This is a genomic window from Micrococcus sp. HMSC31B01 (genome assembly GCF_001816085.1).
Lineage (GTDB): Bacteria > Actinomycetota > Actinomycetes > Actinomycetales > Micrococcaceae > Micrococcus > Micrococcus luteus.
The window spans coordinates 1-12,823 of sequence record NZ_KV825013.1; the positions used below are offsets into that span (position 1 = coordinate 1).

Annotated in this window: 11 protein-coding genes; 10 read left to right on the forward strand and 1 reads right to left on the reverse strand. The window is 72.1% G+C overall.

Annotation, left to right across the window (positions count from 1 at the left end):
* Positions 1–243 precede the first annotated feature (243 nt).
* The 10 genes from HMPREF3105_RS03515 to HMPREF3105_RS03555 all read left to right on the forward strand — a co-directional run bounded on the left by HMPREF3105_RS03515 (position 244) and on the right by HMPREF3105_RS03555 (position 12,299).
* Positions 244–1,218 carry an acyl-CoA thioesterase gene (locus HMPREF3105_RS03515; RefSeq protein WP_036316197.1) on the forward strand — a complete coding sequence of 325 codons (975 nt, stop codon included), beginning with the start codon at positions 244–246 and terminating at the stop codon, positions 1,216–1,218.
* 24 nt (positions 1,219–1,242) lie between these two features.
* Positions 1,243–2,511 (forward strand): phospholipase D-like domain-containing protein, encoded by a 1,269-nt coding sequence (locus tag HMPREF3105_RS03520; RefSeq protein ID WP_036316196.1) that lies wholly within the window; start codon positions 1,243–1,245, stop codon positions 2,509–2,511.
* 204 nt (positions 2,512–2,715) lie between these two features.
* Positions 2,716–4,473, forward strand: a complete 1,758-nt coding sequence (locus HMPREF3105_RS03525; RefSeq protein WP_036384543.1) for an ABC transporter ATP-binding protein — start codon at positions 2,716–2,718, stop codon at positions 4,471–4,473.
* The gene (locus HMPREF3105_RS03530) at positions 4,470–6,575 is read left to right on the forward strand and encodes an ABC transporter ATP-binding protein (RefSeq protein ID WP_020621743.1); all 2,106 of its coding nucleotides are present in this window, start codon (positions 4,470–4,472) and stop codon (positions 6,573–6,575) included. The genes HMPREF3105_RS03525 and HMPREF3105_RS03530 overlap by 4 nt, the downstream gene beginning before the upstream one ends.
* Before the next feature lie 372 nt (positions 6,576–6,947).
* Positions 6,948–7,118, forward strand: a complete 171-nt coding sequence (locus HMPREF3105_RS13195; RefSeq protein ID WP_020621742.1) for a hypothetical protein — start codon at positions 6,948–6,950, stop codon at positions 7,116–7,118.
* A 49-nt stretch (positions 7,119–7,167) separates the two neighbouring features.
* Positions 7,168–7,878 carry a hypothetical protein gene (locus HMPREF3105_RS03535; RefSeq protein WP_020621741.1) on the forward strand — a complete coding sequence of 237 codons (711 nt, stop codon included), beginning with the start codon at positions 7,168–7,170 and terminating at the stop codon, positions 7,876–7,878.
* Positions 7,875–8,930 (forward strand): hypothetical protein, encoded by a 1,056-nt coding sequence (locus HMPREF3105_RS03540; RefSeq protein ID WP_020621740.1) that lies wholly within the window; start codon positions 7,875–7,877, stop codon positions 8,928–8,930. Before HMPREF3105_RS03535 ends, HMPREF3105_RS03540 begins: the two co-directional genes overlap by 4 nt.
* Positions 8,927–9,613, forward strand: a complete 687-nt coding sequence (locus HMPREF3105_RS03545; RefSeq protein WP_020621739.1) for an ABC transporter ATP-binding protein — start codon at positions 8,927–8,929, stop codon at positions 9,611–9,613. Before HMPREF3105_RS03540 ends, HMPREF3105_RS03545 begins: the two co-directional genes overlap by 4 nt.
* Before the next feature lie 16 nt (positions 9,614–9,629).
* Positions 9,630–10,724 carry a permease gene (locus HMPREF3105_RS03550; RefSeq protein ID WP_020621738.1) on the forward strand — a complete coding sequence of 365 codons (1,095 nt, stop codon included), beginning with the start codon at positions 9,630–9,632 and terminating at the stop codon, positions 10,722–10,724.
* A gap of 63 nt (positions 10,725–10,787) precedes the next feature.
* On the forward strand, positions 10,788–12,299 hold the full coding sequence (locus HMPREF3105_RS03555) for a SulP family inorganic anion transporter (RefSeq protein ID WP_020621737.1): 1,512 nt from the start codon (positions 10,788–10,790) through the stop codon (positions 12,297–12,299).
* Positions 12,300–12,309: 10 nt separating this feature from the next.
* On the opposite strand, the gene HMPREF3105_RS03560 is transcribed toward HMPREF3105_RS03555, so the two are convergent.
* On the reverse strand, positions 12,310–12,723 hold the full coding sequence (locus HMPREF3105_RS03560) for a VOC family protein (protein WP_020621736.1): 414 nt from the start codon (positions 12,721–12,723) through the stop codon (positions 12,310–12,312).
* Between the last annotated feature and the right edge of the window lie 100 nt (positions 12,724–12,823).

The following is a 12,823-nucleotide window of genomic DNA, read 5'->3' on the forward strand; positions in this document are numbered from 1 at the left end:
CACCGCCAGCCCGGCGACGGCGGCCTCCCCGCGCTCGGCGACGGCGGCCTCGGTGCGGCGGCGCAGGCGGTCGTGCGGAGTCTGGGGCTCCGCGGGCAGGGGGAGACGGTCGAAGGCGGTCATGGGTCCATTGTCCCCCGTGCGCGGACCCGCCTGGGGCGCGGCCGGGAGGTTCCCCGCAGACTCCTGGACGGGGCGTGACCGGCCGCACAGGGCCCGGACTCGGGTGATACGTTCGACGGCATGAGACCCCCCGGAGCCCTCGCCCTCGAATTCCGGGCGGACAGCTTCGATCATCCCACCGGCCTGGTGGACGCCGGCACCGTCATCTCCTGGATCGAGAAGGCCGGCTACGCCGTCGCGGCGAGTTGGGCCGGGACGTTCGTGCGTGCCCGCTACATGGGGCACACCCAGTTCCGGCACCCCGTGCCGGTGGACCGCCGTGCCGTGGTGCAGGCGCGCGTGGTCCACACGGACGGCGCCGAGGTGCACGTCCAGACCCGCCTGCTGCTGCCGGAGATCCGCGACGACGACGGCGACCCCGTGGTCGCCACCTCGTCCCTCGTGGTCTACGCCGCGGAGGAGGGCGGGGTGCCCGTGACCGTGCCGGTCTGGGAGCCCTCGACCCCCGGCCAGATCGAGCGCGACGAACAGGCCCGCCGCTCCACCGTGGCCCGCCGCGCCGTCGAGCGCGGCATGGCCCGACTGCCGTTCCCCGCGCCCGGGGAGGCCCCCGAGGAGATGAGCACCCTCGCGTTCCTGGCCCCCAACGCGGAGGCCACCGTGGGCGGCACCATCAACGCGGGCGCGATCCTGCGCTGGGTGGACGAGGCGGCCGCCGTCTGCGCCGCCCGCTGGACCGGACATGAATCCGTGGTCGCGGTGTTCGGCGGCGGTGTGCGCTTCGTGCGGAACATCCACGTGGGCGACCTCGTGCGCGTGGAGGCCCTCCTGGTGAACACCACGGAGCGGTCCATGCATGTGGCGCTGCGCGTCTACGCGAGCCGACGCACCGGGGCGGAGTCCCGCCTGGTGGCGCACTCGATCGCCGTCATGGTGGACGTCTCCGCGGAGGACCAGGCCCAGCGGGTGCGGCAGTACATCCCCGAGAGCGAGAGCGCCCGGAGGCTGCAGGAGACGGCGATCGAACTCGTGCGCATGCGCTCCGAGGTGAGCGCGGCCTGGACCGAGATGCGCCGCTCGACCGATCCGCGCTGACGGGGCCCTGAGTAGACTGAGCGAATGCGTCGACCGTCCCTGCCGTCCCTGTCCCGCCTGCCGGTCCGTCGTCTCCTCCGGGGAGCGGCCGTGGCCGCGGGCGTCGGTCTCGTGGGACTGCCGCTGACGGTCGCCGCCGGGCTCACCGGCGTGGACATGGTCAAGCGCGGCGGCCGAGTGCGCCGACCCGCGCCGAACCCCGGCGTGTTCGACGCCCACGTGGAGGGCTCCGAGCTGCGCATCTTCACCTCGGGTGAGGACCTCTACAAGGAGATGATCGCCGCGATCGACGGAGCGCAGCGGATCATCAAGTTCGAGACCTTCATCTGGAAGGGCGACCCCACGGGCCAGCGGTTCATGGACGCCTTCAACCGGGCGGCCGCGCGCGGCGTGGAGGTCTACGTCTCCTACGACGGGTTCGGGAACCTCGTGGTCCCGCCCCGCTTCTACCGTCAGCTGGACCCGCGCATCCACGTGTTCCGGCTGCCGGCCTTCGCCCGCCCGATCTGGCGAGGCGTGGTCCGGCACAGCGGGTTCAACCACTCGAAGATCATGGTGGTGGACGACGAGGTCGGCTTCGCCGGCGGCTTCAACATCGGCGACGACTACGCCCGCCTGTGGCGGGACACCCACGTGCGTGAGCGCGGCCCGGCGGTGTGGGCGCTGGGCCAGTCGATCTCCATCAAGTGGAACGCCCACCACCGCGCGGGCGAGCAGATGTCCTGGCGCCCCCCGGACACGTGGGACCCGCGCGTCACCGTGGCCGCGAACCAGCCGCCGCTCCTGGTCTACCCGATCCGGCTGAGCTACCTCGACGCCATCCAGCGGGCGCAGCACCGCATCCTCATCAACACGCCGTACTTCATCCCGGACCAGCAGGTCCTCGAGGCGCTGCTGCACGCGGCCCGGCGCGGGGTGGACGTGCAGGTGATGGTGCCGGAGGACTCCAACCACATCGTGGCGGACTGGGCCTCGCGCGGCTTCTTCGGGAAGATGCTCGAGGCCGGCATCACGATCCTGCTGTACAGGGCCAGCATGATCCACGCGAAGACCGCCACCGTGGACGGCATCTGGTCCACCGTGGGCTCGGCCAACGTCGACCGCCTCTCCCTGGGCTTCAACTACGAGTCCAACGTGGTGGTCGTGGACCGCGACTTCGCCGCCCGGATGGAGGAGATCTTCGCTCTCGACGCCCAGCGGGCCGTCCGGATCGACACCCCGCGCTGGGAGGACCGTCACGGCCTCGCCCGCGTGGTCGAGGCCCTGCTGGTACCACTGCGTCCCCTGCTCTGAGGGGCCCGGGCGCTGAGCCAGACGTTTCTGCGGTTCTGACGCCCGATCCGCAGCGGAATCATCTGGCTCACGCCCCCTGCTGACGTCTCCCGATCGTGCCGACCTCCCCGCCCGCGGCTGGGGCACAATGAACCCGGCCCACGTCGGCCCACCTCACTGCGGCCCCACGCGGCCGCGCGCCCATCCCGACTCCCTGGGAGCCCCATGCTCTGGACCCTGCTCCGCCGTCACGGCCGGCGCTATCGCGGCGCCGTCGCGGCCGTCGTCGTGCTGCAGCTGATCAGCACGCTGGCCATGCTGTACCTGCCCAGCCTCAACGCCCGCATCATCGACGAGGGCGTAGCCCGCGGTGACACCGCCCGCATCTGGGACATCGGCCTCGTGATGCTCGGCGTCGCGCTGGTGCAGGTGGTCGCCGCGATCGCCGCCGTGTGGTTCGGGGCGAAGGCCTCGATGGGCGTCGGCCGGGACCTGCGCCGCGCCGTCTACACCCGCGTGGACGCGTTCTCCGCGGAGGAGCTCGGCCGCTTCGGCGCCGCGACCCTCATCACGCGCGGCACCAACGACGTCAACCAGGTCCAGATGCTCACCCTCATGGCCCTGAACTTCATGGTGGCCGTGCCGATCATGGCGGTCGGCGGCATCATCATGGCCATCCGCGAGGACCCGGGCCTGTCCTGGCTCGTGTGGGTCTCCGTGCCGGTGCTGCTGGTGATCGTGGCGTGGATCGTCGCCCGTCTCATGCCGCTGTTCCAGCGGATGCAGGACAACATCGACGACGTCAACGGCGTGATGCGCGAGCAGATCCAGGGCATCCGCGTGGTCCGCGCGTTCGTGCGCGAGCGCCACGAGACACGCCGGTTCACGGACGCCAACGCCGCCCTGACGGAGACGTCCGTGCGGATCGGCCGGCTGTTCGTGCTGCTCGGCCCGGTCATCACGATGATCCTCCACCTCGCCACCGCCGCCGTCCTGTGGTTCGGCGGCGAGCGCGTGGACGCGGGGCTCGTGCAGGTCGGCGCGCTCACCGCGTTCATGCAGTACCTGCTGCAGATCCTCATGGCGGTGATGATGGGCACCTTCATGATGATGATGCTCCCGCGCGCCGTGATCTCCGCCCGCCGCATCGGCGAGGTCCTGGACACCGTCCCCACGCTCGCTGAGCCGGTCCGCCCGGTGACCCCCGCGCGTCGCGACGGCGCCGTGGAGCTGCGCCACGTCACCTTCCAGTACCCCGGCGCCGAGGCGCCGGTGCTCGACGACGTCAGCTTCGCCGTCGCCCCCGGCACCACGACGGCGATCATCGGCTCGACCGGCTCCGGCAAGTCCACGCTGATCAGCCTGCTGCCGCGGCTGTACGACGCGACGTCCGGCGAGGTGCTCGTGGACGGTGTGCCGGTGACCGACCTGGCCCGGGCCGAGCTGACCGAGGCCGTGGCCCTCGTGCCGCAGAAGCCGTACCTGTTCTCGGGCACCGTGCGGGAAAACATGCAGTTCGGGGCCCCGGACGCCTCGGACGAGCGCATCTGGGCGGCCCTCGAGACGGCCCAGGCCGCCGACTTCGTGCGCGCCCGCACCACCGGCAAGGCAGAGACGGCGGCCTCCGGTCTGGACTCGCGCCTCTCCCAGGGCGGCACGGACGTCTCCGGTGGCCAGCGCCAGCGCCTGTCCATCGCGCGTGCCCTCGTGGCCGAGCCGCGGATCCTCGTGTTCGACGACTCGTTCTCCGCGCTGGACGTCACCACCGACGCGCGGCTGCGGGCGGCGCTCGACCGCGCGGCGGCCGGGGTGACTCGGATCGTCGTCGCCCAGCGGGTGGCCACCATCACCGACGCCGACCAGATCATCGTGCTGGACGAGGGCCGCGTGGTCGGCCGCGGCACCCACGCCGAGCTGCTGGCGGACAACCAGACCTACCGGGAGATCGTGGACTCCCAGCTGACCGCGGAGGACGTGGCATGAGCGAGCACCTGACGGACGAGGAGATCCTCGAGATCCAGGAGCAGGGCGCCACCGACGACTGGGGCGGCGGGCCGGCCCGCAAGGCCAAGGCGTTCTGGCCGTCCGCGAAGCGGCTCATGAGCCTGTTCCGCACGGAGAAGCTGGGCCTGGTGGTGGTCGCGCTGATGGTGCTGGTCGCCGTCGTGCTCAACGTGTGGGCCCCGCACGTCCTGGGCCGGGCGATGGACGTGATCTTCGGCGGCGTGGTCTCCGCGCAGATGCCCGGCGGGCTGAGCCGCGAGCAGGTCATCGACGGGCTGCGCGCCCAGGGCGAGGACCAGGCCGCGGAGATGCTCTCCGGCATGGCGTTCACACCGGGCGAGGGGATCGACTTCACCGAGCTGGGCCGGCTGATCCTGATCGTGCTGGCCATGTACCTCGTGGCCCAGCTGTTCATGTGGCTGCAGGGCCGCGTGCTCAACGACCTCGTGATGCGCCTCGTGTTCCGCCTGCGCGAGGACATCGAGGCCAAGATCAACCGGCTGCCGCTGAGCCACTTCGACCGCGGGCAGCGTGGCGACCTGCTCTCCCGCACCACCAACGACGTGGACAACGTCCAGCAGGCCCTCCAGCAGGCGTTCGCCTCGCTCGTGTACTCGGCGCTGACCGTGATCGGCATCGTCGGCATGATGTTCTGGCTGTCCTGGCAGCTCGCGCTCATCGCCCTGATCGCCCTGCCGGTGGCCGGTGTGGTGGTGGGCGTGATCGGCAAGAAGTCCCAGGCGCTCTTCTCCGCGCAGTGGCGGGAGACGGGCCGGCTCAACGGGCACATCGAGGAGTCGTTCACGGGGCACGAGCTGGTGACCGTGTTCGGCCGTCAGCGGGACATGGCCGCGCGCTTCGACGAGCGCAACGAGGAGCTGTACGAGGCCGCGTTCACGGCGCAGTTCTACTCGGGGATGATCATGCCGATCATGCAGTGGGTGAACTGGCTGGGCTACGTGGGCATCGCGGTGGTCGGCGGCCTGCGCGTGGCCAACGGGCAGATGACCCTCGGCGCCGTGACCGCGTTCATCCAGTACTCGCGCGAGTTCAACCAGCCGCTTGGGCAGATCGCCGGCATGTCCAACATGCTGATCTCCGGCGTGGCGTCGGCCGAGCGCATCTTCGAGCTCCTCGACGAGCCGGAGGAGACCCCCGACGGCACCCCCGCCCGCACCCCCGACGGCACTTTCGTTTGGGAAACGGCGCCCTCCGAGAGCGCTTTCGTTCGGGAAACGGCGCCCTCCGCCATCCCCGGGCCCGACGGCGTCGCCCACCTCCCGCGCCCGCTGCGCGGTCGCGTGGAGTTCGAGCATGTGCGCTTCTCCTACACGCCGGAGAAGCCGCTCATCACGGACCTGAACTTCGTGGCGGAGCCGGGGCAGACGGTCGCGATCGTCGGGCCGACCGGTGCCGGCAAGACCACCCTGGTCAACCTGATCATGCGGTTCTACGAGGTGGACGGCGGGCGGATCCTGCTGGACGGCGTGGACACCCGCACGGTCAGCCGCGGCGAGCTGCGCGCCGCCACCGGCATGGTGCTCCAGGACGCCGTGCTCTTCGGCGGGACCATCCGGGAGAACATCCGCTACGGCCGACTCGACGCCACGGACGAGGAGGTCGTCGCGGCGGCGAAGGCCACCTACGTGGACCGTTTCGTGCACACCCTGCCCGACGGCTACGACACCGTGATCGAGCAGGACGCCGCCAACGTGTCCGCGGGCGAGCGGCAGCTCATCACCATCGCCCGTGCGTTCCTGGCCCAGCCCTCGCTCCTGATCCTGGACGAGGCCACCTCCTCCGTGGACACCCGCACCGAGGTGCTGGTCCAGGGCGCGATGGCGGCGCTGCGCTCGGACCGCACGAGCTTCGTGATCGCCCACCGCCTCTCCACCATCCGGGACGCGGACGTCATCCTCGTGATGGAGGACGGCGACATCGTGGAGCAGGGCTCGCACGATCAGCTGCTGGCCGCTCGCGGCGCGTACTTCCGGCTGTACAGGAGCCAGTTCCAGGGCGGGGAACAGGCGGAGGAGCAGGACGACGACGGCGCGCCCGCCGCGCGCGAGGACGCCCGCTGAGGCCGGGGCTGGATGGCGCCGGCGCCCAGCCACTGGCCGCTGGCGTCGCTGCGACACGGGACCACCCGATGACCTTCTCGATCCAGGTGCCGGTGAGTTTCACGAGCCCGCACCTCTCCGGAGCCGGAGGTGTACGGGGCTAGGGCGCGCGGCGGTGACGGGAGTATCGAAACCCGATCGTCGGGCCACCCCTGCCGGTGTGGCCGCGCTCATTCGTCCCCTGAGATTGCGCATCCGTCACGCGCAGGACCCTCTTGACTCCCTGGTGGGGCACGTCTGTGGACCGACCGAGAATTCTCTGGACACAGGGCGAGCACCTTCATAGAGTGTGACGCAGATCACGACTGAGCGTGAACCATAAGGAGGAGCGACATGGGTATGAAGCAGCGGATTTCTAAGGTCGGTGCCGGCGTGGCCGTCGCTGGACCGTTGGCCGTCTCCGGTGCGGTGCCAGCGCAGGCGCTGACGGACTCCGGTCGGCAGGACTGCAGCGCAGGACTCCTCCTGTCGGGCACCTACGGCTACTGCTACTACCCGTACTGACTCGCCGGCACCGATGACTTCATTACGCATTCCTGCGACGGCCGCCCTGGTGGCGGCCGTCGCCCTGACCCTCACCGGCTGCGTCGGTCGGGAGTCTGCGGGCCTCGGCGGTTCATCCACGGTCGCCGCTCCCCCCACCGCGACGGCCGAGAAGACCTGGGACGCCTCGCAGTGGGTTCCCACCGAGAGGATCGAACCCCTCCTGACGACGGAGGCGGAGAAGGAGCGCGCCTACCGTGAGCAAGTCGCGCGGCACGCTCAGGGGGCGGGAATGCCCGCGCCGCCTCAGGTGGAGCGCTCCGGGTGGTACGCCACGTCCCTCGAGTCGGACCGCATGGTGTCCACATGCCTGGCCGAGGCCGGGTGGCCGAACTCGGTCGGTCCGACCGGGGGAATTCAGATCGACACCCCACCTGAGTCCCAGAGGTCTGCTTTCGAGGCGGCCTACGTGACCTGCTACGCACAGCACCCGGTGGATCCGAGCTACACCCAGGACTGGACCGATCCGCAGCTCCGCCTCGTCTATGACTACTGGGACCAATACCTCATCCCGTGTCTCGAGGCCTACGGCTACACGGTCGACACCTCCGCGCGCCCCTCCAAAGAGGCATTCGTCTCCGCGTTCTACACTCCAGGCCGCCACCAGTGGTGGCCCTTCGCGGACAGCATGAGGGGCGTGTCGGCAGAACGCCAGGCCGAGGTCGCGCAGACATGCCCGGAGCTTCCGCCGCAGGATGTCTTCTGGGGGTCATCCGGATGAATCGCCCCGCCCGCTGGGCCGCCCTCGTCCTTGCGCTCGTGGCCGTCGCCGCGCTCGCCTTCTGGGCCGGCCGGGTCACGCTCACACCTCCGGCTCAGGCCGAGCAGCGTCCGGCCGCGAGCGCCCTCGTCACCGTCGCCGAGCAGGAGCTCGGCCGTGTCATCACCCTCGGCGTCTCCGTGTCGCGCGAGCAGACGCCGGCGGCGGTGAACGCGCTGACCGGCGTCGTCACCCGGGCCGGAGAGTCCGGCGAGGTGGCTGCCGGGGAGGTGCTGTACGCCGTCGCCCAGAAGCCCGTGCTCGTCCTCCAGGGCGAGCTTCCCCAGTGGCGCCCTCTCGGGGAGGGCACTTCCGGCGACGACGTCGCCGCGTTCCAGCGCATGCTCGCCGCCACCGGCGCGAAGGTGGAGGCCACCGGCACGTGGGACGAGGCCACCGCGGACGCCTGGGACGACTGGCTCACCGAACGCGGCTACCCCGCCGCGGACACCGTGGAGCTCGGCCAGCTCGTGGTCCTCGACGCCCTCCCCGCGCCCCTCAGCGTGGACGCGAAGACCACCGCCGTCGGCACCACCCTCGCCGGCGGCGAGAACGTGGTGGCCCGCCCCGGCGACCAACCGGACTTCGCCCTCGAGGTCAACCAGGAGCAGGCCGCCCTCATCCCGGCCGGCACCCAGGTCACCGTGCCCCACGGCGAACACGAATGGAAGGCCGTCGCCGGCGAGTCCACCTCCGACGAGCAGGGCCTGATCCGCATCACCCTCACCGCCCCGGACGGCGGCGTGGTCTGCGGCGAGGACTGCGACACCCTGCCCGCCGACGCCACCACCTCCCTGCTCTCCCAGGTCAGCGTGGTCCCGCCCGTCTCCGGGCCCGTGGTCCCCGTGTCCGCCCTGCGCACCCAGCCAGACGGCGCCGCGACGGTCACGGTGGTCCGGGACGGCGCCGCGGAGGACCGCACCGTCACCGTCCTCGGCTCCGCCGACGGCCTCGCCGTCGTGGACGGCGTGGACGCCGGCGAGCAGGTGCGCGTGCTGAACGGCACCCGATGACGGGGCCCGCCACCCCGGGCACGCCCGCCGCCCCCGTCGTCCCCGCCGCCCTCGCCGTCGAGGACCTGCGCTTTGCCTACACCCGCGCCGCCGAGGAGCTGTTCGACGGCCTCACCCACGCGTTCACGCCGGGCGCCGTCACCGCCCTCACCGGACCCTCCGGGCGCGGCAAGTCCACCCTCCTGTACGTGCTCGGGCTCATGCTCACGCCCACCTCCGGAGTGGTGCGCCTCGGCGACGTCGACGCCTCCACCCGCCCGGACCGGGAGCGCTCCCGCCTGCGCGCCACCTCCGTGGGATTCGTGTTCCAGGACTCGGAGCTGGACCCGTCCCGCCCCATCCTGGACTCCGTGGTGGAGCCCGGCCTCTACGCCGGGTTGGAGCGCCAGACGCTCGAGGACCGGGCACGGGCGCTGCTCGAGCGCTTCGGCCTCGCCCACCGCGCCGACCACCGGCCCGGGCAGGTCTCCGGCGGGCAGGCGCAGCGGGTGGCCGTGTGCCGCGCCCTCGTGAACGCGCCCGTCGTCGTCCTCGCGGACGAGCCCACGGGCAACCTCGACCCGGACAACGCCGGCCTCGTCATGGACGCCCTCGCCGATGCCGCCGCCGAGGGGCGCACCGTGGTGGTCGCCACCCACGACCCCGCCGTCGTCGCCCGCGCCGACGAGGTGGTGCGGCTGTGAACCGGGAGGACCGCCCATGAACCTGCGCACCCTGCTGCGTGAAGCCGTCACCGCCGCACGCACCTCTCCCGTGCCCTCCGCCCTCGTGCTGCTCGTGGTGGCCGCCATGTGCTTCGCCGCCGTGGCCACCGTGGGCAGGCAGGCCGCCACCGAGGCGGCCGTCGCCGCAGAGCTCTCCGGCCCCGGCGCCCGCGTGCTCACCGTCACCGACACCGGCGGCACCGGTTTCCTCACCGGCGCCACCGCGGCCACCCTCGCCGGACTCGACACCGCCGAGGCCGCCCTCGCCCGGGACTCGCCTATGGACGCCGTGAACACCGGGATCGGCCGGGGCGGCGCCCGCGTGGCCGTGACGAACGTGGTCGGCACCCTGGACCGTGGCATCGAGCTGACCCGCGGCCGCCTGCCCGCCCCCGGCGAGGTGGTGGTCCCCGAGGCCAAGCTCGCCGAGCTCGGCCTCGCCCAGCCCTCCGGAGCGATCGAGGCCACGGACGGCCGCCAGTGGGCCGTCGTCGGGGCGTTTCAGGCCCAGGACCCCTTCCAGGACCTCGACGGCTACGCCCTCACCGTCCCCGCCGCCCCGGACGCCCTCGTGATGCAGCAGGTCCGCGTCCTCGCCGCCGACACCGCCGGCACCCGCGCCATGCAGGAGGCCGCGCTCGCCGTGATCGACCCCGACCCGCGCGCCTCCTCCATCCAGACCGCCCGTGCCCTCTCCGCCGGCAACCAGGTGATCACCGGCGAGCTCGCCGGGCTCGGACGCTCCCTGCTGCTGCTGATCCTCGGAGCCGGCGCGTTCTTCGTGTCCATCGTGGTGCTCGCCGACGTCCTCATCCGCCGCCGCGACCTCGGCCGCCGCCGCACCCTCGGCATCGGCCGCGGAGACCTGATCCTGCTCGTGGCCGTGCGCACCGCCGTGCCTGCGCTGCTGGGCGCCGTGCTGGGCTCCGGAGCCGGGTACGCCGTCGTCGCCGGCCAGGGCGGGACGCTGGGGGTGGACTTCGTGGCGGCGGTGGCCGTGCTGGCCGCCCTCACCGCGCTGCTGGCCAGCCTCGCCCCGGCGGCGTTCGCCGCGTTCCGCGACCCCGTGCGGGTGATGCGGACGGCGTGAGGGGTGGCGGGCGGACCCGCTCACCGGCGGGCACCCCGCCCGCGCACCGCTACCCTCGGGAGCATGCCCGCCTTACCCGCCGCGCCCCCGCCTGCCCTCACGCCGCTCCAGCGGCAGTCCGTCCTGCGCACCCTGCGCAGCCCTCGGCTGCTGGGCACGGAGGTGCTGGCCGCCGTCGTGGTGGCGCTCGCGCTGATCCCGGAGGCCATCGCGTTCTCGATCATCGCGGGCGTGGACCCGCGCGTCGGCCTGTTCGCCTCCTTCACCATGGCGGTGACCACGGCGATCGTGGGCGGCCGGCCCGCCATGATCTCCGCGGCCACGGGGGCGGTGGCGCTCGTCGTCGCACCGCTGTCCCACGCGTACGGGGTGGGGCACCTCCTGGCCGCGATCATCCTCGGCGGCGTCATCCAGATCCTGCTCGGCGTGTTCGGGGTGGCCCGGCTCATGCGGTTCGTCCCGCGCTCGGTGATGGTGGGGTTCGTCAACGCGTTGGCCATCCTCGTGTTCACCTCGCAGCTGCCCGAGCTGATCGGCGTCCCGTGGCTCGTGTACCCGCTCACGGCGTTGGCCCTGGCGATCGTGGTGCTGTTGCCGCGGCTCACCACTGCGGTGCCTGCGACGCTCGTGGCCGTCGTCGTGGTCACCGCCCTGGTGATGGCCGCCGGCCTGGCCGTGCCGCGCGTGGGGGACCGGGGCGCGCTGCCGGATGCGCTGCCCGTGCTCGGCCTGCCGGACGTCCCGCTGACGTGGGAGACCCTCCGGTTGATCCTGCCGTTCAGCGTCGGCATCGCGTTCGTGGGGTTGCTCGAGTCCCTGCTCACCGCGAAGCTCGTGGACGACATCACCGACACCCGCTCGGACAAGACGCGCGAGTCCTGGGGGCAGGGTGTCGCGAACGTGGTCTCGGGGTTGTTCGGCGGCATGGGCGGCTGCGCCGTGGTGGGGCAGACCATGATGAACGTCAAGGCGAACGGCGCCCGCACCCGGATCTCCACGTTCCTCGCGGGCGTGTTCCTGCTGGTGCTCGTGGTGGCCTTCGGCGGCTTCGTGGCGCAGATCCCCATGGCCGCGCTCGTGGGCGTGATGATGTTCGTGGCCGCCGCCACCTTCGATTGGCATTCGGTGCGCCCCGCCACCCTGCGCGCGATGCCGCGCTCGGAGACCGCCGTCATGGTCGTGACCGTGGCGGCCACGGTGCTCACTCACAACCTCGCGATCGGCGTGGGTGTGGGCGTGCTCGCTGCGCTGGTGCTCTTCGCTCAGCGCGTCTCGCGTCTGGTCACGGTGGTCCGCGAGGTCCACGACGACGGCGACGCCGTCACGTATCGCGTGCACGGCGCCCTGTTCTTCGCGTCCTCGAACGACCTCTACTCGCAGTTCGAGTACGCCCTCGACCCGCCGCGCGTCGTGATCGACATGAGTGCCGCGCACGTGTGGGACGCCTCCACTGTGGCCGCGCTCGACTCGGTGCTGACCAAGTACGCCCGGCACGGGATCCACGCCGAGGTGACGGGGCTGAACGAGGCCTCCGCGGCGATGCACGCGCGCCTCACCGGGCGACTCGGCGCCTGAGCCGGCGGGCTCAGGCGGTGACGAACTCCCACTGGTGCCCGTCCGGGTCGACGATCTCGCGGGAGTGCATGCCGGAGTCGGCCATCTCCTCGCGCAGGTCCTCGGGCAGGGGCACCTCGGCGGCGCCGAGCTCGATCGCCCGGTCCGCCAGGGCGTCCACCGCCGCGGCGTCGCCGACGGTCAGCGCCATGAGGGCGGAGTTGGTGGTGAGGCAGTCGGCGATCTCACGGTTGCCGATGAAGTCGGTGTAGTAGCCGGGGCTGAGGTACATCGCGTACGTCGACTCGGTGAGCTCGATGCACACCGAGTGCTCGTCCGAGTAGTCGTCCATCGCGGTGGCGCCCAGGGTCGTCCAGAACTCACGGATCCGCTCGGTGTCCGTCGTCGGGAGGTTGATGAACACCGGCTGGGAGAACAAGGCCATGGGGAGCACCGTAGACGAGGCGTTCGGCCCGCCGCCACCGCGCGCGTGTCGCGGGCGCGCGGGCGTGGCGTGGGCCACGGAGCCGCTCCCGACGACGGCG

Excerpts from the sequence above, each read along its gene's own strand:
- HMPREF3105_RS03515 (WP_036316197.1), top strand. The coding sequence starts at position 244 with ATGAGACCCCCCGGAGCCCTCGCCCTCGAATTCCGGGCGGACAGCTTC.
- HMPREF3105_RS03520 (WP_036316196.1), top strand. The coding sequence starts at position 1,243 with ATGCGTCGACCGTCCCTGCCGTCCCTGTCCCGCCTGCCGGTCCGTCGT.
- HMPREF3105_RS03525 (WP_036384543.1), top strand. The coding sequence starts at position 2,716 with ATGCTCTGGACCCTGCTCCGCCGTCACGGCCGGCGCTATCGCGGCGCC.
- HMPREF3105_RS03530 (WP_020621743.1), top strand. The coding sequence starts at position 4,470 with ATGAGCGAGCACCTGACGGACGAGGAGATCCTCGAGATCCAGGAGCAG.
- HMPREF3105_RS13195 (WP_020621742.1), top strand. The coding sequence starts at position 6,948 with ATGGGTATGAAGCAGCGGATTTCTAAGGTCGGTGCCGGCGTGGCCGTC.
- HMPREF3105_RS03540 (WP_020621740.1), top strand. The coding sequence starts at position 7,875 with ATGAATCGCCCCGCCCGCTGGGCCGCCCTCGTCCTTGCGCTCGTGGCC.
- HMPREF3105_RS03545 (WP_020621739.1), top strand. The coding sequence starts at position 8,927 with ATGACGGGGCCCGCCACCCCGGGCACGCCCGCCGCCCCCGTCGTCCCC.
- HMPREF3105_RS03550 (WP_020621738.1), top strand. The coding sequence starts at position 9,630 with ATGAACCTGCGCACCCTGCTGCGTGAAGCCGTCACCGCCGCACGCACC.
- HMPREF3105_RS03555 (WP_020621737.1), top strand. The coding sequence starts at position 10,788 with ATGCCCGCCTTACCCGCCGCGCCCCCGCCTGCCCTCACGCCGCTCCAG.
- HMPREF3105_RS03560 (WP_020621736.1), bottom strand. The coding sequence starts at position 12,723 with ATGGCCTTGTTCTCCCAGCCGGTGTTCATCAACCTCCCGACGACGGAC.